Raw genomic sequence first — 23,410 nt, forward strand, 5'->3', positions numbered from 1 at the left:
CGCGTATGACATCCGAGGCGGCGCAGCGGTGGGGGTCGGTCCTCGACGCGGTCGTGGTGTACGCCCAGGGCGCGGTCTGCCGCCGCTCGGCCCGGGGCAGTGTGCCCCCGGACGGCCGGGTGCGGGTGACCGGGCTCCCCCGCTCGCTGGACCCGGACTCGCTGCGGGTCCGTGTCCTGGGCGCCCCGGGGGTGCGGGTGACCGAGGCACGGGTGGTGGTGGAGGCCGAGCCGCGCGAGCCGGACACGGCCGACACCGCGCGGCGCGAACACAAGCGGCTGGAGGACGCCTACGCCGCCGCCCGGGGCCGCCGGGACCGGCAGCTGAGCCTGATCGAGGAGGCCAGGGCCCTCCATCCGGTCCCGCCCGGGCGCAAGCGGGACGACCCGCACCGCCGTACCCCGGTCGACGCCTGGCTGGACCTCGCCGACTTCGTCGAGGAGCGGCTGACCGGTCTGCACGCCCGGCTGGCCGAGCTGGAGGAGGCGCTGCGCGCGGCCGGGCGGGAGCTCGCCGTCGCCGCCGACCGGCTCGCCCGCGCCTCCACCGCCGCACCCTCCGCGCACGTGGAGACCACCGTCTGCGCCGTCCTCACCTTCGACGGCCCGGACGCCCAGGGGGCGGGGGCCGAGACGGAAGTGGAGCTGGAGTACGGGGTCCCGGGCGCCGTCTGGGTCCCGACGTACCGGCTCACCCACCGTCAGGGCGACGGGAGCGGCCGCCTGGTGCTGCGCGCCTCGGTCGCCCAGCGGACCGGCGAGGACTGGACCGGCGTCCGCATCGCCCTGGCCACCGCCGACCTCCGGCGGCGCACGGATCTGCCGCGGCTGCGCTCGACCCGCATCGGCCGCCGTCAGCCCGCCCCGGCGCCGTCCGGATGGCGCGAGCCTCCCGCCGGGCTCGGTGATCTGTTCTCCGGTTACGACGCCGCGGGCCCCCCACCCGTCCCGCCCGGCCTGATGGCGGTCGGTGGGCCCGGCGGGGCCTACGGTCCCGCGCCGACGCCGCCCCCTCCCCCGCCGCCCGCACCGCAGGGCTACGGCGGGATGCCTCCGGCCGCGCCCGCGTTCGGCGGCTCGGACAGCACCTCCACGGGCGTCTTCGGGGCCGTGCCCGACTACGCGCTGCCGGCCCCGGCCCGGCGGCGCGGCGGGCCGGCCGGTGGCGGACCCGTCCCCGCCCCCGCCATGGCGCCCCTGGCCCCCTCGGGCGCCGCTCCCCCGGCCCCGGCAGCCCCGGGCCGGGCCTACGCACCGCCGCCCCCGGCCCCCGCCCCGCCGCCGCTCCCCGGCCCCCCGCGCCCGAGCGGCGCCGAACTCGACTACGCCGCCCTCGTCCTGAGCGGCCCCGACGAGCCGGGCGACCGCCGCGGGCTGCTGTTCCCCGGCCCCTCCTTCGACCCGGTGGCGACGGAGTACCGCCGCCGCGCCGAGGCGGTGGCCTCGCTGCCGCTGCCCGGGCACGCCGTGCGGCCCCGCGTCTCGGCCGGCTCCTTCGACCACCGCTTCGACGCCGCCGCCCGCGCGGACGTCCCGTCGGACGGCACCTGGCACACGGTCACCGTCGGCGAGATCGCGGTCGGGCTGCGCACGGAGTACCTCTGCGTGCCATCCGTGGAGCAGGCCGCGTACGCGACGCTGGTGCTCTCCAACGCCACCGACCAGGCCCTGCTGGCCGGGCCGGTGGAGGTCACGGTCGACGACGAGTTCCTGCTGACCGCCGCCCTGCCCACGCTCGCGCCCGGCGGCGTCCGCCGGGTCGGCCTCGGACCGGCCGAGGGCATCAAGGTCACCCGCCGGACGAACCTGCGCGAGTCGACCTCCGGCCTGCGCAACAACACCACCGTCCTCGACCACCGGGTGCACGTGGAGCTGGCCAACCGGCTCGCCAAGCCCGTCACCGTCGAAGTCCGCGAACGGGTGCCCGTCACCTCCGACCCGGACGTACGGATCGAGGAACGGGCCGACTGGTCGGTGCCCGAGGAGGGCACCGGGCCCGATCACCACGCGCCGGGCACCCGTGTCTGGCGGCTCGACCTGCCGGCAGGCGCCACCACCGCCCTCGACGGCGGCTACGAGATCCGCATCCCGACCGGCAAGGCCCTGGTCGGCGGTAACCGCAGGAGCTGACCCGCCATGACCACCCGTCACCCGCAACCGATCCCCCTCCCCGTCACCGCCGTCACCTGCCTCGAGGACCGCACCCACGTCGAACGCACCACCGTGCTCGACCTCGACGCCGGGGTCCGGCGGCTGCGGTTCGGCCCGGTCAGCGCGCTGGCCGTCGACCGGACCCTGCACGCCGAGCTGCTCGCCGACCACCCCGCGACCGTGCACCACGTGCGGATCGTCCGCGACTGGACGCCTCGCAGCCCGGTGCCGTCCGCCGACGAGGACTCGCCCCTGCTTCGCCGCGTCCGCGCCCTGGAAGAGGAGCGGCCGGCCCTGGAGCGGCGGCGCGACCGGCTGCGGGCCAGGCTCGACCTCCTCGGCCGTCTCGCCGCCGATCTGCTGCGGGAGATCGGCGAGGGCGCCGGCCACGGCGAGACCGCACGCGAGCGGTGGGCCCGCGAGCTGGACCGGGTGGACGGCGAGCGCGAGACGTACGGCGAGCGGCTGCGGACGGTGGAGGCCGAGCTGGCCGACCTGACCGCCGAACTCGGGGCCGCCGAGCGGGCCGTGGACCTCGCCGAGGGAGAACCCGCCGAGCTGGTCGGCCACATCGAGCTGACGGTGGAGACCGCGGCCGCCGGTCCGGTCGAACTGCGCCTGAGCCACCTCACGCCCTGCGCGCTGTGGCGGCCCGCCTACCGCGCCGTGCTCGACGGCGGCTCCCTGACGCTGGAGACCGACGTAATGGTCTGGCAGCGGACCGGCGAGGACTGGACGGACGTACGGCTCACGCTGTCGACGGCCCGCTCCGCGCGTGCCACCGATCCGCCGCGTCTCGGCGAGGACCGGCTGACGCTCCAGGACCGCACCGCGGCGGAGCGCCGCACCGTCGATGTCGAGCTGCGCGAGGAGGAGATCGCGGAGCTCGGCCCCGCCGCCGTGCTCGGGCTGCCGGGGGTCGACGACGGCGGCGAGGCGCGTGTGCTGCACGCCCCCGCGCCGGTCTCCGTGGCCGGCGACGGCCGCGCGCACCGGGTCCCGCTCTCCTCCTTCACCACGGCCGTGACCAGCGAGTACGCCTGCGCACCGGAGTTGTCGTCGCTGGTCACGGAGGTGGCCGGGTTCGACAACCGGTCCGGTCACGCGCTGCTCGCCGGGCCCGTGGACCTGGTCCGGGGCAGCGGGTTCACCGGCCGCGGCTCGCTGGAGTTCACCGCGCCCGGCGCCCCCGTCGAACTCGCCTTCGGCAGCCGCGACGACGTCGGAGTGGTCCGGCAGACCGAGGAGACCCGGGACTCCACCGCCCTCACCCAGCGGACCGTGGTCACGCGCACGGTCCGGCTGCACCTGTCCCGGTTCTCCGCCCCCGGCGAGCACGGCGGACGGGTCGTCGCCGTGCGCGAGCGGATCCCCGTCTCCGAGGTGTCGGCGGTGGAGGTGCGGCTGCGGGAGGCCGCGTGCTCCCCGCCGCCGGACGCGGTCGACGCCGACGGCATCGTCCGCTGGGACGTCGACCTCCCACCCGGCGGGCGCCGTACGCTCACCCTGGTCTACGAACTGTCGGCGAGCGCCAAGGTCACCGGCCTCTAGGTCGGAGCCGGGCCGGGGCGCCTCCCGCCCCGCCCGGGTGCCGGGCGCGCCCGGCCGGAGCCGCGGCGGCACCCACGATCGCCCCGGGCGAGAACCGACTCCGCGCCTCCCGCGTCCTGCCTCTACGGTGTCATCAGTCACCGAGGACGAGGGAGGGCCCGTGGAGCGGACGAGAACGCCTCTCGCCGAGCGGATCGCCGAGCGGAGACGAGGGGTCGGCGACCCCCGGGCGCTGGTCGGGAAGATGCGGCGCTCGGTCCTTCTGGTGCCGACCGCCGACGACGGCCTCTGGTCGGCGCGGTCGGGCGGGGTGCGGTGGATCTGCGGGTTCACCGACGAGGCGGCGCTCGCGCGGTTCGCCCTGCTGCGGGCGCCCGGCGGAGAGCCGATGGACTACGCGGCGCTGCTGGGCGCCCGGATCGTCGACGAGATCGTGCCGTCCCTGGACGAGCCGGCCGGCCTCGCGGTCGACATCGCCACCGAGGACGGGTCGATGTTCTTCCCGCCGGTCGCCGGCATCGTCCCGGACGGCGCCGCCGTCGACCTCGCACCCGGCCACCGGCCCGGCCCCGGACGCGGCCCCCGCACCGACCTCGACCCCGCAGGCGACCGGACGGACGAAGGGACCCAGGGCCATGGGCGGTGACGGAGCCGAACTCGATCTCGACAAGGGAGCGGTGGCCAAGTTCACGCAGGGCGTGGGCGCCACCATCGACCAGCTCGGCGACCTCGGCGGCGCCACCGGCTCGGTCATGGGCAAGGGCTTCGCGGAGCTGTCGCTGACCGGGATGGAGGCCGGACACCACGGTCTCGCCGTCGACTTCGAGGACTTCTGCGAGCGCTGGGAGTGGGGCGTGCGCGCCCTGGTGCGCGACGCGAGCGGGATCGCGAACCGTCTCGGCCTCGCGGCGGGCACCCAGTGGGAGCACGACCAGTACATCGAGGGCACGCTGAAGGTGGGCGCCAACGCCGTGATGGGCGGCAGCCCGCACGCCTCCGAGGAGGAGATCACGAAGCAGGGCTGGGGCGACGTCCTCACGCCGGACTATCTGGACCCGGACTGGAGCGCCGAGTCCTTCGACAAGGCCGGCCAGGAGATGGCGCAGACCTGGAAGGACACCGGCCGCACCGTCCTCACCGAGGGTCAGGGCGGTGAGCGGTCGCAGATGCTCAACGACGCGCTGGGCATCACCGACGAGCAGTGGAACCGGGCACTGGACGACACCTTCGGCCCCTCGCCCGAGGAGCGCGCGAAGCAGCAGCAGGGCGAGTAGGGGGAACGCACGGTGGGCATCGGCGACTTCATCAGCGACATCACGCCCGACTCGGTCGAGAAGGCGGTCGAGGACGGTGTGGAGTGGGCCGGCAACCGGGTCGAGGACGCCGGGAACTGGACCGCGGACCGGCTGGACGACGTCGGCTGGGAGTCCGGCGCGGACTGGGTGCGCGAGCAGTCCCGTTCGGTCGCCAACCGGATGGGCGCCGAGGTCGACGAGATGGACCTCGGGCAGACCGAGGACAAGACCAAGCTGATCTACGGCAGCCCGAGCACGATCAACTCCACGGCGGCCAAGCTCCGCGCCTTCCAGACGGCCTTCGACAGCGCGGGCGACGGCCTCAAGGGCCTGGACTCCGCCCAGCTCAAGGGCGCGACAGCGGAGGCGCTGCGGACCGCCGTGAGCACCCAGCCGCCCAAGTGGTACACCGGCGCCGACGCCTGCGAGAAGGCGGCCGCCGCGATGGAGTCGTTCGCCGACACCGTCACCTGGGCCCAGGGGGAGGCGCAGACGGCGATCGACAAGTGGAAGCAGGGCGTCAAGGCCTCCGAGAACGCCGCCGACGCGCACCGCAAGAGGATCGACGACTACAAGGGCGCGGTCGAGCGGTACAACGCCCTGCCCTCGGACGAGCGTGACCCCGCCACCCTCCCCCCGTGCCCGGCGCCGACGTTCGCCGATCCCGGCAGGAAGCTGATGCAGGAGGCGCAGGACATCCTCGCCGAGGCCCGCAGGCAGCGGAACACGGCCGCGGAGACGGCCCGCACGGCGGTCCGCGCCGCCCGCGACAAGGCGCCGGAGAAGCCCTCGTACGCCCAGCAGCTGGGCGACGGCATGCAGGAACTGCAGATCATGGGGGACCACGTCGGCGGCGGTGTCATCAAGGGCACCGCGGGGCTGCTCAACTTCGTCCGCAGCGTCAACCCCACGGATCCGTACAACATCACGCATCCGGCCGAGTACGCCATGTCCCTCAACAGCCTGGCCGCGGGTCTCGTGGTCGCCGTCAACGACCCGGTGGGCACCGGGAAGCAGATGATCGGCGACTTCATGAAGGATCCGTACGAGGGTTTCGGACGCCTGCTGCCCGACGCGGCGCTGGCCGTGGCGACCGGCGGGGGCGGGGCGGCGGCGAAGGGCGTGCGGATCGCCGCGGACGCCGCCGACGCCGCCCGGGCGCGCCGGCTGATCGACGACGCCCCGGACGGGACCCACGAGCGGCCGGACGCCGACCGCACCACCGAGGGGACCGACCCGGTGGACCTTGCCTCGGGGCGGATGTTCCTGGCCCTGACCGACGTCGAACTCCCGGGCATCCTGCCGCTGGTCTTCAGCCGCCGTACCGAATCCGGCTGCGCGGCCGGCCGGTTCCTGGGGCCGTCCTGGACCTCGACGGTGGACGAGCGGCTGGAGGTCGACCCCGTCGGCGTCGTCCACGTCACCGCCGACGGGCTCCTGATCGCCTATCCCCATCCGGTGCCCGGCGCGCCGACCCGGCCGGTGTCCGGCCGCTCCCGCACCCTGCTCGCCCGAGACGCCGACGGCGACTACACCGTCACCGAGCCCGACACCGGGCTGACCCGCCACTTCACCGCCCCGGCGGGGAGCGAGCCGGGCGGCGACGGCGAGGCGTGGCTGGCGGGTGTCAGCGAGCGCAACGGCCACTCCCTCGCCGTGGACCGAGCCGAGGACGGTCTGCCGCTCGCCCTCGTCCACTCGGCGGGCCACCGGCTGAAGACGGCCACCGCCGACGGCCGGGTCACCGCCCTGTCCCTGGCCGGGGCGGCCGAGGACGGTACCGACCTTCCCCTGATGGGCTACGGCTACGAGGACGGCGACCTCACCACCGTCACCCGGCCGTCCGGCGCCACCACCGCCTTCGTCTACGACGACCGCCACCGGGTCATCGCCTGGATCGACTCCAACGGCAGCCGCTACGACTACGTGTACGACGACCGCGACCGGGTCGTCTGCGAGGGCGGCGAGGCCGGCCACTTCCAGCTCACCCTGGCCTACACCGAGCCCGACCCGGAGACCGGCCACCGCACCACCACGCTGACCACCGCCGCCGGGCACCGGACCCGCCATGTGGTCGGCCCCGGCTCGCGTGTCCTGGCCACCACGGACGCGCTCGGCCACACCACCCGCTTCGGCTACGGCCCGGGCGGCGAACTGCTGTCCCGGACCGATCCGTTGGGCGCCACCACCACCTTCGCCTACGACGAGGAGGGCCGGCTGCTGGTGGCCACCCGGCCGGACGGCGGCGAACTGCGCGTGGTGCGCGGTCCGTTCGGGCTTCCGGTGGAGGTCGTGGGACCGGACGGGGCGCGGACGACGTACGCCTACGACGGGCACGGCAACCGCACGTCGGTCACCGACCCGGCCGGGGTCACGACCCACTGCACCTACGACCGGGCCGGCCGGCTCACCTCGGTCACGGACGGCCTCGGGGCCACCACGCGCGTACGGTGCGACGCCGCCGGGCTGACCGTCGAGGTGGCCGAGCCGGGCGGCGGGACCACCCGGACGCAGCGGGACGCCCTCGGCCGCCCGGTCCGGGTCACCGACACGACGGGCGGTGTCACCCGCGTGGAGTGGGACGCCGACGGGCGGCTCGCCCGCCGCACGGGCCCGGACGGCGCCGCGGAGTCGTGGACCTACGACGGCGAGGGCAACTGCCTGACCCACACCGACGCCGCCGGCGGCGTCACGCGCTACACCTACACCCACTTCGACCTGCCGCTGACCACCGTCCGGCCCGACGGCGGGCGGTACGCCTTCGAGCACGACAGCGCGCTGCGCCTCACCAAGGTCACCGGCCCGCAGGGCCTGACCTGGACCTACGCCTACGACGCGGTCGGCAACACCGTCTCCGAGACCGACTTCGACGGACGGACCCTCACCTACCGGGTGGACGCCGCGGGACGGCTCGCCGAGCGGGTCGACGCCCTCGGCGGGACCGTCTCCTTCACGCGCGACCGGCTCGGCCAGGTCCTCCGCAAGGACGTCGACGGCAGGGTGACGACCTACGCGTACGACGCGGCGGGCCGGCTCCTGGAGGCGGCCGGTCCGGAGAGCGAGCTGCGCTACCAGTACGACCGCCGCGGGCGGGTCAGGACAGAGTTGGTGGACGGCCGGCCCATGGTCTACGCGTACGACGAGCTGGGGCGGCGCGTCCGGCGGACCACGCCCACCGGGCACGTCACGACCTACGCCTTCGACGCTGTCGGGCTGCCGGCCCGGCTGACCACCGGCGGCCGCCGGGTCGACTTCACCCACGACGCCGCCGGGCACGAACTGACCCGCTCCTTCGGGGACGCGATCACCCTGACGTCGGCCTGGGACAGGGCCGGACGGCTCGCCGAGCAGCACGTCACCGCCGGGGCTCGCGCCGTCACCGGCCGCGCCTACGCCTACCGCGCCGACGGCCGTCTGCTCTCCGTCGCCGACCGGCTGTCGGGCACCCGGACCTTCGACCTGGACCCGCTGGGCCGGGTCACCGCCGTCCACGCGCCGGGCTGGACAGAGCGGTACGCCTACGACGACACCGGCAACCAGACCTCGGCCTCCTGGCCGGAGCACCACCCGGGCGGCGAGGCCACCGGGCCCCGCGCCTACACCGGTACGCGCGTCACCCGCGCCGGAGGGGTCCGCTTCGAGTACGACGCCCTGGGCAGGGTCCTCCTGCGGCAGAAGACCCGCCTCTCCCGCAAGCCCGACACCTGGCGCTACACGTGGGACACGGAGAACCGCCTCACCGCCGTCACCACCCCGGACGGGACCCGGTGGCGGTACCGCTACGACCCGTTGGGCCGCCGCACCGCGAAGCAGCGGCTCGCCGCCGACGGGCAGAGCGTGGTCGAGGAGGTCCGGTTCACCTGGGACGGGCTCACCCTGTGCGAGCAGACCGGCCACCGGCCGGACGATCCGCACACCGTCGCCCTCACCTGGGACCACCGCGATGTGGTCCCGCTCGCCCAGACCGAGCGCATCCTCACGGCCGACGACCGCCAGGAGGAGATCGACCGGCGGTTCTTCGCCATCGCCACCGACCTCATCGGCACCCCCACCGAGCTGATCGACGAGTCCGGCGCCATCGCCTGGCACTCCCGCAGCACGCTCTGGGGCACCACCGCCTGGGCGAAGGACAGCACCGCCTACACCCCGCTCCGCTTCCCCGGCCAGTACTACGACCCGGAGACCGGCCTCCACTACAACTGCTTCCGCCACTACGACCCCGAGACCGGCCGCTACACCTCGCCGGACCCGCTCGGCCTCGCCCCCGCGCCGAACCCCGTCGGCTATGTGGACAACCCGTACGACGGCTGCGACCCCCTGGGCCTCATGCCCAAGTGCACGAAGGAGGAGAAGGCCCAGCAGCGGGCCGTGAAAGCGGCGGACGGCGTCATCGAGCGGGCCGGGGACGGACGCTTCCGGAAGCACCCCGACTATCACGGGGACACCATGCACGGCTTCACCGACGAGCGGGTCCTGGAGATCCTCAAGCAGCCGGACGCGGTGTACCAGTCGACCGGCGGAGCGGGGAACCTCATCTTCCGGCAGGGTGACGACGTCGTCGTGACCAAGGGCGTCGGCTCGGAGGCCGGTCAGGCCATCACGGCGTACGGTCCCTCGGGCGTCCTCGGCGACTCCGGGGCGACGGCGGTCGGCAACGGCGCGAAGGCCACGGACGCCGGTCGGCCGATTACCCACGACGACATCGTGGAAGGCAGGATTCCGGGTAAGAACGGGTTCATGCCCCCGGCGGTGCAGATCAAATGAGGCGGCGTAGACGATGCGAGTGACCCTGGACGACGGCTGGACCGCGACGGTGACGGACACGCCGCTCGCCCTCGCCCCCCGCTTCGAAGGAGGCTCCGTCCGGGTCGACCCCACGGTGGACAAGGCGGAGCGGGAGCGGTTCCTCGCGGAGACCTTCGGCAGCGGGGCACGGCTGTGGGACACCCCGGACGAGGTCCGGTTCGCCCCGGCCGACCGCGCGCTGGCGGGCGTCGAACTCCGGCTGCCCCGCGAGTCCGCCTCGGCCGCGGACTCCGCCCGCGTCCCGGACGCGCCCGCGGTCCGCCCGGGCGGGCTTCTCGCGGACGAGGTACGGGACTTCCGCCTGGAGACCTGCGCGGTGCTGTGCCGCGCCCCCGGGGACGCCGTGCTGACCGGGCTGCGGGACCTCGACGTCCTCGACGGCCCGCTGGAGGCCCGCATCGGCATCGCCCCCGATGTGGCGCTCCTCGTCCAGGACGGGGCGGTCGTCGGCTGGAGCCTGACCGACCCGGTCCGCCATCTGACGCCGTGGTTCACCGCCCCCGACCCCACCCCGCCCGCTCCCGCCACCCGTCGGCTGTTCACGGCGTGCCTGGACCTGATCACCGAGCCGCTGATCGACGACGTGATGGACGGCGATCCGGCCGCCCTGTCCCGCCTCCGCGCCACGGATGACGCCCTGCGCGCCCAGCCCGAGGACCGGCAGCGGGCCGACGCGCTGCGCGCGCTCGTCGCCGGCCTGGTCGAGGACTACGCCGACGGCCCCGCCGAGTAACCGACACCGTCGGTGTCGGTTACTCAAGTGCCGTACTGAAGCGGCGAGTTCGGGGTACCCGGAAGGCGGCCGGTCGACATCGGGACCGGGCCCCTGGGTGCTCACGAAGGAGTGGCAGATGACGACGCAGTACGGTGGTCGACCGACCGGACAGCCCCACGACGCTCCGCGGCCCGCGGCGAGCGGCAACGTGCTCAGCATCATCGCGATGGTGCTGGGCGTGGTCGCGCTCCTCTTCCTTCCGATCGTCTTCGGTGTCCTCGGCGTGGTGCTGGCCATCATCGCCAAGACCGTCCGGCACGAGCGGCTCGCGGTGCCCGCCCTCGTGGTCAGCGCCGTCGGCCTGATCGGCGGCATGGTCCTCGGCGCGCTGGTGGCGAGCATGAACTGACGGCCCGCCCGGTCCCGCCGTGGCCGGTCGCCGTCCCCCGCCCGGTGCGGTGGGGGGCGACGACCGGCCACGGCCTTTCTCATGCGCCCACGAGGTCGGGCGCGCGCAGCATCTCCGACGGGATGCCCCAGGCGTCGACCAGGTCGACCGCGAGGGGCCTGACCTTGCGGCAGAGGTCGTTGACCTCGCGGCTGATCGCCTTGGAACGCTGGACCGTCAGCCGGCCGTGCTCCATGAACCACGCCCGGTCCGCCTCGATCGTCGACAGGGCGAACAGATCGCACAGCAGGCCCAGCGCGACCTTGTTGCCGCCCTCCGGCAGGGCGCGCGTCTTCTCGACGAACGCCTCCAGGACCAGCCGCTCGACATGGGCGTGGGCGAGCGCGATGACATGGTCCTGGACCTGCGAGAAGACGACGCCCGGGTCGCGCTTTTGGTCGATCCCGCCCTTGAGCCGCCGGGCCACGCCGGCGAGCATGTGCTCCTCGCGGTAGCGGAGCATGGCGAGCTGGTACTCCGAGTCGAGCAGACCGGCCTCCCGGTCCCACTCGTCACCGCCGGGCAGCAGGTCGCGGACCCGCTCCAGCAGCTTGTGGACCGAGGTCTTCTCGATGACCGTCTCCACGGCGAGGTTGGTGACGTACCGGACCGTGCCGAGCTGGTCCAGGTCCTCGAACTCGCTCGCGTAATGGGTGAGGAGGCCCTTGGCCACCAGTTGCAGCAGGACGTGGTTGTCGCCCTCGAAGGTGGTGAAGATGTCGCTGTCGGCCTTGAGCGCGGCGAAGCGGTTGACGGCGAGGTACCCGGCGCCGCCGCAGGCCTCGCGGCACTCCTGGACGACCCGGGTGGCGTGCCAGGTGCCGAGGGCCTTGGTGCCGGCGGCCCGTGACTCCAGCTCCCGCCGGGCCTGCGGGTCGTCCTCGATGCCGGAGAAGACCTCGTGCAGGCGGGTGCGCACGACGTCCTGGGCGAAGTGGAGCGCGTACGTCCGGGCGAGGAGCGGCAGCAGCCGACGCTGGTGCAGGCCGTAGTCGAGGAGCAGTTGTTCCCGCGCGCCGGACGTCGCCTCGAACTGGCGGCGCCGTACGGCGTACTTGGTGGCGATCGTCAGGGCCACCTTGGCGACGTTGACCCCGGCGCCGCCGACGCAGACCCGGCCCTGCACCAGCGTGCCGAGCATGGTGAAGAAGCGCCGGTCGGGGTTGTCGATCGGGCTCTCGTAGACGCCCTCGGGGGTGACGTCGGCGAACCGGTTGAGGAGCGCCTCGCGCGGCACCCGTACCTCGTCGAACCGGATCCGGCCGTTGTCCACGCCGTTGAGGCCCATCTTGCGGCCGTCGTCCTCGATGTGGACGCCGGGCGCCGGCTCGCCGCCGACGCGGATGGGGACGACGAAGGCGTGGACGCCCTCGGACTTTCCGCCCACCTCCAGCTGGGCGAAGACGACGGCCAGTTCGCCGTGGCGGGCGGCGTTGCCGATGTAGTCCTTGCGGGCCTGCTCGCCCTGGGTGGTGATGACGAACTCCCGGCGGGGGGCGTCGTACCGCGCGACGGTGCCGATCGCCTGGACGTTGGAGCCGTGGCCGGTCTCGGTCATCGCGAAGCAGCCCATGAGCCGTCCGGTGATCAGGTCCGGCAGATAGGCTTCGTGGTGGCGCTCGGTGCCCAGATGGAGGATGGCGCCGCCGAAGAGCCCGAACTGCACGCCGACCTTCACCAGCACCGACAGGTCGCCGAAGGCCAGTGTCTCGAACGCGGCGATCGAGGCCCCCACATCGCCACCGCCGCCGTACGCGCTCGGGAAGCCCATGCCGGTCTGGCCCGTCGCGGCCATGGCGACCACGAGCTCGCGCACCCGCTCGCGAAAGGCGTCGACGCCGAGTTCGTCGGCCTCCTCGAGCACGGAGGCGTACGTCGTCAGATTGGTCCGGACGAGGTCGCGGATGCCGGCGTACTCACCGTCGAGCACCTCGGTCAACGCCCGGACGTCGACCTCGGGCTGGACGTAACCGCTCGCGGCGGGGGATGTGTCGGTAGCCATGCCACCTCGGTACCCCACCCGGGGACGATCAAGCAGCTGCCCCGCCGGGGCGCCCGGGCGGTCTCTCGACGGCGCACGAATATCGGTACGCTCCCCCTTGGCTTCACGGCGTCGACGGGGCCCGGACCGCCGCACACAGGGGATGATTCATCATGAGCAGCACGCCTTCCACCGATCTCTTCAGGCCGCTCCAGGAGGGCGATCCGGCCGTCGTGGGCGGATATCGCCTGGCGGCCGTGCTCGGCACGGGAGGCATGGGCAAGGTCTATCTCTCCTACACGCCGGGGGGCCGGCCGATCGCGCTCAAGGTGATCCGGTCCGAGTTCAGCGAGGACCCCGAGTTCCGGCGGCGGTTCACGCAGGAGGTCCAGGCCGCGCAGCGGGTGCAGGGCCTGTACACGGCGCCGGTCATCGACTTCGACACCGAAGGCGACCGGCCCTGGCTCGCCACCGCCTACGTACCGGGACCCTCGCTCGCGCACGCCGTGGCCCAGCACGGTGGACTGCCGCTGCGCAGCGTGCTGTTGCTGGCCGTGGGGGTCGCCGAGGCGCTCCACGTGATCCATGGCGCGGGCATCGTCCACCGTGATCTGAAGCCCGCCAACGTGCTCCTGGCCTCCGACGGTCCCCGCGTGATCGACTTCGGCATCGCCCGCGCGGCCGACGCCACCTCGCTGACCGGGGCCGGCGTCAGCGTGGGCACCCCGGCGTTCATGGCGCCGGAACAGGCGTCGGCCGGTACGGTCACCCCCGCCACCGACGTCTTCGCCCTGGGGCAGATCGCGGCGTTCGCGGCGATCGGCTCCCCCGCCTACGGCGAGGGCTCCTCGCACGCGGTGCTCTACCGGATCGTCCACGAGGACCCCGACCTCAGCGGGCTGCCGGCGGAGCTGCTGCCGCTGGTGACCCGCTGCCTCAGCCGCGACCCGGCCGCCAGGCCCAGCCCGGCCGAGGTCATCGAGCTGTGCCACGAACTGTCCCCCGTCGCGCTGCGCCAGGGCGAGGACTGGCTGCCGCAGAAGGTCTCCGGATCGATCACCGAGCGGCTGCGCCTGCCCGAACCGGCGAAGACCCCGCCGCCGCGGCCCGCCGTCGCACCGACGCCGACCGAGGTCTCCTCGCCGAATCCGGCGCCGGGCGCGGTGAACCCGTACGCGCCGACCTCGTTCTCGACGCCTGCCGCGCCGACGCAGAGCGCGCCGGGGGCGCCGGGGCCCGTGCCGCCGCCCGGGCGGCCGATGTACCCCGGGCCGGGCCACCCCACCCCGGCCCCCGGCTACCCGTCGCACGCCACGCCCGCTCCGGGCTTCCACACGCCGCCCCCCGGCGCCCACGGCGCCCACGCCCCCTGGGGGTTCCCGCCGCGTCCGAAGCCGAAGCGGACCGGTCTGATCGTGGCCGCGTCGGTGGTGGGCGCGATCGTCGTCCTGGGAGTCATCGGCTCCCTGCTCCCGGACGGGGGCGCCAAGCACAAGGGGAGCGGAACCAGCTCCTCGAGCGGTCGGGGCGGGAGCGGTGCGAGCGCCGGTGGAGCCTCCGACGGGGGCAAGCCGAAGGCCGACCCGAAGCCGGTCTCGTACCCGGGCATCGACCTGACGGCGGGTTACGAACTCATGCTCGCCGACAGCCCGCCGCGCCCGGTCGAGGGCGAGGACCTGGCCTACGGCAACGCGGACCTCTACTTCAGCGTCGTGAACTTCCTGGACGAGGCGAAGATCGGCACCGCGAACGGCAAGCTCGTCCTGCTGAACAACGCGCAGAAGGGCTCCCTGGAGACCTGCCGCGCCGAGACGCGCTACACCAAGACGATCGCCCTCGACCAGCTCAGCAGCGGGTCGGAGATCTGCGTGCACAGCGACGCGGGCCATATCGCGGTGGCCACCTACCGCGGCAAGTCGGGGAAGGACGAGCCCGGTTCGTACGTCACCGTCGACCTGCGGATCTGGCGCAACGCCGAAGAGCCGAAGAGCGACTGACCCCCGCGCTCTCGCCCTGGGCGACCGGTTCGTCGCGGCCGGCGGCCGGCCGGAGCGTCACCGCCCGCGGGGCTATCCGAGGAAGCTCAGCCGCACCTGGCGCTCGGGGTTGTCCTTGTTCGTGTCGACGAGGCACACCGACTGCCAGGTGCCCAGCGTCAGGCGGCCGTCGACCACCGGGAGGGTGGCGTGCGGGGGGACGAGCGCGGGCAGGACGTGGTCGCGGCCGTGGCCCGGGGAGCCGTGGCGGTGCTGCCAGCGGTCGTCGGCCGGGAGGATGTGGTGGAGCGCCGCCAGCAGGTCCTTGTCGCTGCCCGCCCCGGTCTCGAGGATCGCCACGCCGGCGGTGGCGTGGGGGACGAAGAGGTTGAGCAGGCCGTCGCGGCCCTCCGCCGACTCCGCGAGGAAGTCGGCGCAGGCGGAGGTCAGGTCGGTGACCGTCTCGGTGTCGCCCGTGGTGAGGCTGAGGACGCGGGTGGTGAAAGTGGACATGGGGTCATCCTGCCGTGGGTGCCGGGTGAGCGCGCGGGTGCGCTGCGGGTACCCGGCCGGGCGGGGATCGATGTCCGGCGCGGGGAAGATCCCGGCCCGCCCCACGGTTGGTGGAATCGTGAACGATTTCGGGGTACGGGACGTGGACGTGGTGGTCGTCGGAGCCGGGCAGGCCGGCCTGTCGGCCGCGTACCACCTGCGGCGGACCGGCATGGAGCCGGACCGGGACTTCGTCGTGCTCGACCACGCTCCGCGGCCCGGGGGCGCGTGGCAGTTCCGCTGGCCCTCGCTGACCTACGGCAAGGTCCACGGGATGCACGCGCTGCCCGGGATGGAGCTGACCGGCGCCGATGGCAGTCGGCCCTCCTCCGAGGTCATCGGCGCGTACTTCACCGCGTACGAGGAGCGCTTCGATCTGCGCGTCCACCGTCCCGTCGGGGTCCGCGCGGTCCGGGACGGCGAGGGGGACCGGCTGCGCGTCGAGACCTCGGAGGGGACGTACGCCGCCCGGGCGCTGATCAACGCCACCGGGACCTGGGACCGCCCCTTCTGGCCCCGCTATCCCGGGCAGGAGACCTTCCGCGGCCGCCAGCTGCACACCGCCGGCTACCCCGGCCCCGAGGCGTTCGCCGGGCAGCGGGTGGTCGTGGTCGGCGGCGGAGCCTCGGGGACCCAGCACCTGATGGAGATCGCGGACGTCGCGGCGGAGACCACCTGGGTGACCCGGCGCGAGCCGGTCTATCGCGAGGGCCCCTTCGGCGAGGTGGAGGGACGCGCGGCCGTCGCCCTGGTGGAGGAGCGGGTCCGCCGCGGCCTGCCGCCGCGGAGCGTCGTCTCGGTCACCGGGCTTCCGCTCAACGACGCGATCAGGAGCGCCCGGGAGCGGGGCGTCCTGGACCGCCTGCCGATGTTCGACCGCGTCACGCCGACCGGTGTCGCCTGGGACGACGGCCGGACCGTCGACGCGGACGTGATCCTCTGGGCGACGGGCTTCCGCGCCGCGATCGACCATCTGGCGCCGCTCAGGCTGCGCGAGCCGGGCGGCGGGATCCGGCTGGAGGGCACGCGCGCGGTGCGGGACGAGCGCGTCCATCTGGTGGGGTACGGGCCGTCGGCCTCGACCATCGGCGCCAACCGGGCCGGCCGCTCGGCGGTGACCGCGATCCGCCGTCTGCTCGACCGGGAACCGGCGGGGGTGGCGGCGGGGCGGTGAGAGCCGTCCGGCCCCACCGGCTCAGCCCGCCGTCGCCGCCCGCCGGTGGGCGTTGAACTCCGCCACGTTCGCCTCGTGGGCGGCGTAGTCGCCCGTGAAGCGGGTGTCCCCGGGCTTCACCGTCACGAAGTAGAGCCACTCCCCCTCGGTCGGCGCGATCGCCGCGCTCATCGCCTGCTCTCCGGGGTTCCCGATCGGCGTGGGGGGCAGCCCCTGACGTGCGTAGGTGTTGTACGGATTGTCGATCTTGGTGTCCGCGTGGGTGGTGTCCACCGTGGAACGGCCGAGGGCGTAGTTGAGGGTCGAGTCCATCTGGAGGGACATGCCGCGCGCGAGGCGGTTGTAGACGACCCGGGCGACCTTCCCCATGTCCTCGGTGGTGTCGGCCTCGGCCTGCACGATGCTCGCGATGATGACGGTCTGGTGCACGGTGACGCCGTTGCGCTGCGCCCCGGCGTTGATGTCCTCGGTGCCGAACCTCTTGGCCGCCGTGGCGACCATGTAGCGCAGCAGTCCTTCGGGGGTGGTCGCGGACACCACCGGATAGGTCGCGGGGAAGAGGTAGCCCTCGGGGTTTCCTCCGGCGGCGGCGGGCAGTCTCATCCCGGCCGCGCGGGTGGCGGCGATCCGGCCGGTGGTGCCCGGGGCGAGGGCGAGCGACCTGTCGACGGCGGCGTAGACCTGGGTCGCCCGCCAGCCCTCCGGGATCAGCAGCGTCCGCTCCTTCTCGACCGGGGCGGGCGGGGGCGTGTCACGCGGGAGGAGCAGCGGGACGGTGATGGCCGTGGCCACGACGAGGGCGGCGCCGAGGAGCAGGACGATGCGGCCGCGCCGGGTGAGCCGGGGGCGACGGCGGTGGTCGGGCGGCCAGTGCCGGTGCGTCATGGCCGCACGCTAACCCGGCGCCGCGGCGAAACCGGGGAGCGCGCACGCGGCGGCGCCGCCGGTCCCTGGGACGGGGTACCGGCGGCGCCGTGGCACTGCGATCGTCAGACGAGCCAGCCCAGGAAGTGGACGACGCCGGCGAGCAGGTTGGTGATGACGTTCATGGGGGTGCTTCTCCTCGTGCGTGTTCTGGTGTGGGACTGCGCGCTCACGGTCTGCAGCCCGTTGATCGCGCACCGTCATCCTCACGCGTCACAGGGGAGTCGGGCAACGAAAAGCGGGACGATCACACGTTCTGGGGAACAACCGATCCCACGTTCGTGTGTTCGCCGCCCGGGCCCGGGCCGGTGGAGGAGGCCGGCCCCGGGGAGGAGCCCTGCCCGGCGGACGGGCCCGGTGTGTCGGGGGCGTCCGGGGGCGAGCCGGGCGGGCGCGTCTGGGCGTCCCGGCGGACCAGCGCGGCATACCGACCGTCCCGTGCCAGCAGGTCGTCGTGCGTGCCGCGCTCGGCGATCCGGCCGTCCTCGAGGACCACGATCTGGTCCGCGTCGCGGACGGTGGAGAGCCGGTGGGCGATGGTGAGGGTGGTGCGTCCGGCGGAGAGCGCGTCGATGGCCTGCTGTACGGCGTGTTCCGTACGGGTGTCCAGCGCGCTCGTCGCCTCGTCGAGGATGAGCACCGGCGGGTCGCGCAGGATGGTGCGGGCGATGGCCAGGCGCTGCTTCTCCCCGCCGGAGAAGCGGTATCCGCGTTCGCCGACGAGGGTGTCGTACCCGTCCGGGAGCGAGGCGATGTGGTCGTGGATCTGCGCGGCGCGGGCGGCGGCCTCGATCTCCTCGTCGGTGGCGTCCGGTTTGGCGAAGCGCAGGTTGTCGGCGACGGAGGCGTGGAAGAGGTACGTCTCCTGGGAGACGACGCCGACGGCCCGGGCGAGGGTGTCGAAGTCCAGGTCGCGCACGTCGACGCCGTCGATCAGGACCCGGCCGTCGGTCACGTCGTACAGCCGGGGCACGAGATAGCTGAGCGTGGACTTGCCGGAGCCGGTGGGGCCGACGACGGCGAGGCTGCCGCCGGCCGGGACGGTGATGGCGACGTCGTCCAGGGTGGGGCGGCCGGGCGCCTCGGGGTCGTAGCGGAAGACGACCTTCTCGAAGCTCACCTCGCCGGCGATCTTCTCCAGCCGCACGGGGTCCGGGGATTCGGTGATGTCGACGGGGAGGTCGAGATACTCGAAGATCCGCTGGAAGAGGGCGAGGGAGGTCTGCATCTGCACGCCGGTGGAGAGCAGGCTCACGGCCGGCCGGAAGAGGCCCTGCTGGAGCGAGACGAAGGCGACCAGCGTGCCCAGGGATATGGCGGGGCCGCCGGACTGGAGGGCGAGGCCGGCGGACCAGTAGATCAGCGCGGGCATGGCCGCCATCACGATGCCGATGGTGGACATCCGCCAGCGTCCGGCCATGGAGGAGCGCACTTCGAGGTCGACGAGACGCTCGGACTCCCGGGCGAAGGACGCGGTGAGCGAGTCGGCGCGGCCCATGGTCCGGCCGAGCAGGATGCCGCTGACGGAGAGCGACTCGGTGACGGTGGCGGCCATGGAGGCCATCTGCTTCTGGCGCTGGGTGGTGATTTTCTTGCGCTCCCGGCCGACGCGGCGGCTGATCCAGACGAAGACCGGCAGCAGGAGCAGCGAGACGACGGTGAGCCGCCAGTCGAGCGCGAGCATGGCGACGATCGTGGCGACGACGGCGGTGAGGTTGGAGACGAGGGAGGTGGCGGTCGAGGTGACCGTCGCCTGCATGCCGCCGATGTCGTTGGCGATCCGGGACTGGACCTCGCCGGTGCGGGTGCGGGTGAAGAAGGCGAGCGGCATCCGCTGCAGCTGGGCGTAGACCGCGGTGCGCAGGTCGTGCATGACGCGCTGGCCGACGGTGGTGGAGATCAGGGTCTGGAGGACGCCGAAGATGCTGTTCATCACGGCGGTGGCGATCATGCCGAGGGCGAGCAGGCTGAGCAGCCCGGTGCGGCCCTGCGGGATGGCCGTGTCGAGGATCTCCCTGAGGAGGAACGGCGAGGCGACCGAGACGAGCGACGAGGCGCCGACGAGCACGCCGACGACGGCGAGGCGGCCGCGGTACGGCCGGAAGAGCCGGAGGATGCGCCGCACCTGAGCGGGCTCCTTCGGCTGCGCGGGGTCGCGCGCGGGGGGTGTCCAGTCGGACTGGTCGTGGGGGTGCATGGGCTCCTACGCGGGTGTGACGACGCTGACGATCAGAGCGTAGCTCATCGTTACCTATACTCACAATGAACCAGGTCCTGATAATGTTCCCGGCATGAGCACCCCCGACGCCACGAGTTCGCCCGACGCGCGTACGCCGGACGCACCCCTGCCGGAGGCGGTCGCACCTCTGCCGGAGGCGGCCCCGCGCCCGCCGGACGCGGACGGGCTTCTCGCCGAGCAGCTGCTGCGGCTGACCCGCCGGCTCCACCGCATCCAGAAGACGCACCTGGAGCCGGTCGGCATCACTCCCGCGCAGTCTCGCCTGCTGCGGACCGTCGCGCATTACGACCGCCCGCCCCGGATGGCCGACCTCGCCGAGCGCCTGGAGGTCGTCCCCCGCGCCGTGACCAGCCTGGTCGACGCCCTGGAGGCCGCCGGCCGGGTCCGCCGCGTCGCCGACCCGAGCAACCGCCGGGTGATCCGCATCGAGCTGACGGACACGGGCCGCGCGACGCTGCGGGCGTTGCGCAGCGCGCGTCGGGGCGCCGCAGAGGACATCCTGGCTCCATTGACCGTCGATCAGCGCGAGGTGCTCGGAGGTCTGCTGTCCGCCCTGGTCGACCGTGTGCCGGAGCGCCACTGCTGACCGCGTCCGGCCGCGGCCCGCGGCGGGGACAGCCCCGGGCGTCCCGCCGAGGGGAGCCGTGCCATGCCACTGCTGGAGCCGAAGCCGCAGGCCCTGCGTCCCGGGCGGAAGCGCGGGCCGGCCCCCGACCGGGTCCCCGACCTGCAGGCCCGCGGCACCCCGCGCGGGCTGCGGGAGGAGCTGTCCGCGCTCATCGGCCCCGAGAAGGTGCTCTCGACCATCTCCGACCTGGTGCGGTACGCCTCCGACGCCAGCCCCTACCGCTTCGTGCCCCAGGTCGTGCTGGTCCCCGAGACCGTCGACGACATCTCCGCGATCCTGTCGTACGCCCACGGCAAGGGCCGCGAGGTGGTCTTCCGGGCGGCCGGGACCAGCCTCAACGGCCAGGCACAGGGCGAGGACATCCTGGTCGACGTGCGCAGGCACTGGGCGGGCGTCGAGGTCCTGGACGACGGCGCCCGGGCCCGGATCCGGCCCGGCACCACCGTGCTGCGGGCCAACGCCGCCCTCGCGCGGTACGGCCGGGTCCTCGGCCCCGACCCGGCCAGCGCCGTCGCCTGCACCATCGGCGGGGTCGTCGCCAACAACGCCTCGGGCATGACGGCCGGCACGACCCGGAACTCCTACCGGACGGTCTCCTCCCTCACCGTCGTCCTGCCGAGCGGCACCGTCGTCGACACCGCCGACCCGGCCGCCGACGAGGAACTGGCCCGCGCCGAGCCGCGCCTGTGCGCGGGGCTGCTGGCGCTCAAGGCCGAGATCGAGGCCGACGCGGAGCTGACGGCCCGTATCCGCGCCAAGTACGCGCTGAAGAACACCCACGGGTACCGCCTGGACGCCTTCCTCGACGGCTCCACCCCGGTGCGGATCCTGCGCGGCCTGATGGTCGGCTCGCAGGGCACCCTCGGCTTCCTCTCCGAGGTCGTCTTCGACACCGTGCCGCTGGACCGCGCGGTCTCCACCGGCCTGCTGTTCTTCCCCTCGCTGCCGGCGGCGGCCGCCGCCGTGCCCCGCTTCGGCGAGGCCGGGGCGGTCGCCGTCGAGCTGATGGACGGCAACACGCTGCGCGCCTCGGTGAGCGTCGCCGGGGTCCCGGCCGACTGGGCGGAACTGCCCCCGGAGACGGCGGCGCTGCTGGTGGAGTTCCGCGCCCCGGACCCGGCCGCCCTGGACGGGCACGAAGCGGAGGCGGCCCGGCTCGTGGCGGATCTCGACCTCGTCGCTCCCGTCGCCTCCGTCGCCGCCACGGGCAACGCCTTCACCCGCGACCCGAAGACCATCGCCGGGTACTGGAAGGCGCGGAAGGCGTTCGTCACCGCCGTGGGCGGCTCGCGCCCCTCCGGTACGACGCTGATCACCGAGGACTTCGCGGTGCCGCCGGCCCGTCTCGCCGAGGCCTGCGCCGAACTCCTCGACCTCCAGGCGCGGCACGGCTTCGACGCGGCCGTCGCGGGCCACGCCCTCCACGGCAACCTCCACTTCCTCCTCGCCTTCGACGCCGCCGACCCCACCGACATCGAGCGGTACGCGACGTTCATGGACGCGTTCTGCAAGCTGACCGTGGAGCGGTTCGACGGCTCGCTCAAGGCCGAGCACGCCACCGGCCGCAACCTGGCGCCGTTCCTGGAGCTGGAGTGGGGGCCGAAGGCTACCGAGCTGATGTGGCGGATCAAGGAGCTCGTCGACCCGGACGGGCTGCTCGCCCCCCGGGTGATCCTCGACCGCGACCCGCAGGCGCACCTGCGCAATCTGAAGACGATCCCGAAGGTCGAGGCGGTCGTCGACCCGTGCATCGAGTGCGGCTTCTGCGAACCGACCTGCCCCAGCGCCGACCTGACGACCACTCCCCGCCAACGGATCGTGCTGCGCCGGGAGATGATGCGGCAGGCCGACGGTTCCCCGGTCGAGGCCGGGCTCCTCGCCACGTACGGCTACGACGCCGTGGACACCTGCGCCGGTGACTCGACCTGCGGGCTCGCGTGTCCGGTCGGGATCGACACCGGGGCGCTGATGCGGGAGTTCCGGCACGTCCGGCACTCCCCGCGGGAGGAGCGGATCGCCGCGCTCGCCGCCCGCGGCTTCGGCGCCGTGGAGGCCTCGGCCCGGCTCGCCCTCGCCGCCGCGGAGCGACTGGACGACCGGCTCCTGGGCTCGGTGACCGGTCTCGTGCGCAAGGCGGTGCGGCCCGATCTCGTACCGGAGTGGCTGCCCGGCATCCCCGGTGCGGCGGCCCGCCGGCTGCCCCGCACGGACCGGCCCTCGGCGGTCGCCGTCTACTACCCGGCCTGCGTCAACCGGATCTTCGGCGGACCCGAGGGCACGGCCCGGGGCGGGCCGTCGCTGCCCGAGGCGATGGTCGCCCTCTCGGCCCGGGCCGGGATGCCGGTGTGGATCCCGGACGACGTGGCCGGGACGTGCTGCGCCACGATCTGGCACTCCAAGGGGTACGCCCGCGGCAACGCGGTCATGGCCGACCGGATCGTGGAGGCGGCCTGGGGGTGGACGGCGGGCGGGCGGCTGCCGCTGATCGTCGACGCCTCCTCCTGCACGCTCGGGCTCGCGCGCGACGTGGTGCCGCACCTCACCGCGCGGAACCGCGAGTTGCACGCGGAGCTGACCGTGCTGGACTCGCTGGAGTGGGCGGCGGACGAGCTGCTTCCGCGCCTGGAGGTCCGGCGCCGGGTCGGCTCGGCGGTGGTCCATCCGACGTGCTCCATGGGGCATCTGGGCCACGAGGGGCTGCTGACCACCGTCGCCCGGGCCTGCGCGGACGAGGTCGTCGTCCCGGACGACGCAGGCTGCTGCGCCTTCGCCGGAGACCGCGGGATGCTCCACCCGGAGCTGACCGCGGCCGCCACCGCGCGCGAGGCGGCGGAGGTGACGGCCCGCGCCTTCGACGCGCACCTGTCGGCGAACCGGATGTGCGAGATCGGCATGGAGCGGTCGACCGGGCGGGCGTACGAGTCGGCGGTGCTGGCCCTGGAGCGCGCGACCCGCCCCTGACGGGCCTCCG

15 protein-coding genes are annotated in these 23,410 nt (G+C 74.1%); 11 read left to right on the plus strand and 4 right to left on the minus strand.

Going from position 1 to position 23,410, the window contains the following annotated elements; all coding sequences use genetic code 11:
• Positions 1-5 precede the first annotated feature (5 nt).
• From ACFZBD_RS09435 to ACFZBD_RS09465, 7 genes are all read left to right on the plus strand, one after another.
• The gene (locus tag ACFZBD_RS09435; RefSeq protein ID WP_391138151.1) at positions 6-2,129 is read left to right on the plus strand and encodes a DUF4139 domain-containing protein; all 2,124 of its coding nucleotides are present in this window, start codon (positions 6-8) and stop codon (positions 2,127-2,129) included.
• 6 nt (positions 2,130-2,135) lie between these two features.
• Positions 2,136-3,701, plus strand: a complete 1,566-nt coding sequence (locus ACFZBD_RS09440) for a mucoidy inhibitor MuiA family protein (protein WP_391138154.1) — start codon at positions 2,136-2,138, stop codon at positions 3,699-3,701.
• 160 nt (positions 3,702-3,861) lie between these two features.
• The gene (locus ACFZBD_RS09445) at positions 3,862-4,347 is read left to right on the plus strand and encodes a hypothetical protein (protein WP_391138157.1); all 486 of its coding nucleotides are present in this window, start codon (positions 3,862-3,864) and stop codon (positions 4,345-4,347) included.
• Positions 4,337-4,975: a hypothetical protein gene (locus tag ACFZBD_RS09450; RefSeq protein ID WP_391138160.1), complete on the plus strand. Its 639-nt coding sequence runs from the start codon at positions 4,337-4,339 to the stop codon at positions 4,973-4,975. The genes ACFZBD_RS09445 and ACFZBD_RS09450 overlap by 11 nt, the downstream gene beginning before the upstream one ends.
• 12 nt (positions 4,976-4,987) lie before the next feature.
• Positions 4,988-9,760 carry a putative T7SS-secreted protein gene (locus tag ACFZBD_RS09455; RefSeq protein WP_391138162.1) on the plus strand — a complete coding sequence of 1,591 codons (4,773 nt, stop codon included), beginning with the start codon at positions 4,988-4,990 and terminating at the stop codon, positions 9,758-9,760.
• Between the two features lie 13 nt (positions 9,761-9,773).
• Positions 9,774-10,535, plus strand: coding sequence for a hypothetical protein (locus ACFZBD_RS09460; RefSeq protein WP_391138165.1), 762 nt, complete (start codon positions 9,774-9,776; stop codon positions 10,533-10,535).
• 118 nt (positions 10,536-10,653) lie between these two features.
• Positions 10,654-10,926 carry a hypothetical protein gene (locus tag ACFZBD_RS09465; protein WP_391138168.1) on the plus strand — a complete coding sequence of 91 codons (273 nt, stop codon included), beginning with the start codon at positions 10,654-10,656 and terminating at the stop codon, positions 10,924-10,926.
• A 79-nt stretch (positions 10,927-11,005) separates the two neighbouring features.
• On the opposite strand, the gene ACFZBD_RS09470 is transcribed toward ACFZBD_RS09465, so the two are convergent.
• Positions 11,006-12,967 (minus strand): acyl-CoA dehydrogenase, encoded by a 1,962-nt coding sequence (locus ACFZBD_RS09470; RefSeq protein ID WP_391138171.1) that lies wholly within the window; start codon positions 12,965-12,967, stop codon positions 11,006-11,008.
• Positions 12,968-13,119: 152 nt separating this feature from the next.
• Here ACFZBD_RS09470 and ACFZBD_RS09475 point away from each other — a divergent pair, with 152 nt between their 5' ends.
• Entirely contained in the window at positions 13,120-14,943 is a 1,824-nt protein-coding gene (locus ACFZBD_RS09475; RefSeq protein WP_391138174.1) for a protein kinase, read from the plus strand.
• 72 nt (positions 14,944-15,015) lie between these two features.
• Here ACFZBD_RS09475 and ACFZBD_RS09480 read toward each other — a convergent pair whose 3' ends face one another.
• Positions 15,016-15,435, minus strand: a complete 420-nt coding sequence (locus tag ACFZBD_RS09480; RefSeq protein WP_391138178.1) for a secondary thiamine-phosphate synthase enzyme YjbQ — start codon at positions 15,433-15,435, stop codon at positions 15,016-15,018.
• Positions 15,436-15,553: 118 nt separating this feature from the next.
• Here ACFZBD_RS09480 and ACFZBD_RS09485 point away from each other — a divergent pair, with 118 nt between their 5' ends.
• A complete protein-coding gene (locus tag ACFZBD_RS09485; RefSeq protein ID WP_391138181.1) occupies positions 15,554-16,648 on the plus strand; it encodes an NAD(P)-binding domain-containing protein in 1,095 nt (364 codons plus the stop codon).
• A 21-nt stretch (positions 16,649-16,669) separates the two neighbouring features.
• Here ACFZBD_RS09485 and mltG read toward each other — a convergent pair whose 3' ends face one another.
• Both mltG and ACFZBD_RS09495 read right to left on the minus strand, forming a co-directional pair.
• Positions 16,670-17,533 carry an endolytic transglycosylase MltG gene (gene mltG / locus ACFZBD_RS09490; RefSeq protein WP_391138184.1) on the minus strand — a complete coding sequence of 288 codons (864 nt, stop codon included), beginning with the start codon at positions 17,531-17,533 and terminating at the stop codon, positions 16,670-16,672.
• 286 nt (positions 17,534-17,819) lie between these two features.
• On the minus strand, positions 17,820-19,769 hold the full coding sequence (locus ACFZBD_RS09495) for an ABC transporter transmembrane domain-containing protein (RefSeq protein ID WP_391138187.1): 1,950 nt from the start codon (positions 19,767-19,769) through the stop codon (positions 17,820-17,822).
• A 94-nt stretch (positions 19,770-19,863) separates the two neighbouring features.
• On the opposite strand from ACFZBD_RS09495, the gene ACFZBD_RS09500 reads away from it, so the two are divergent.
• Together ACFZBD_RS09500 and ACFZBD_RS09505 are read left to right on the plus strand one after the other, a co-directional pair.
• Entirely contained in the window at positions 19,864-20,397 is a 534-nt protein-coding gene (locus tag ACFZBD_RS09500) for a MarR family transcriptional regulator (RefSeq protein ID WP_391138190.1), read from the plus strand.
• A 63-nt stretch (positions 20,398-20,460) separates the two neighbouring features.
• Entirely contained in the window at positions 20,461-23,400 is a 2,940-nt protein-coding gene (locus tag ACFZBD_RS09505; RefSeq protein ID WP_391138193.1) for an FAD-linked oxidase C-terminal domain-containing protein, read from the plus strand.
• Positions 23,401-23,410: the final 10 nt, after the last annotated feature.

Source organism: Streptomyces sp. NPDC008121, assembly GCF_042957155.1.
Taxonomy (GTDB): Bacteria; Actinomycetota; Actinomycetes; order Streptomycetales; family Streptomycetaceae; genus Streptomyces.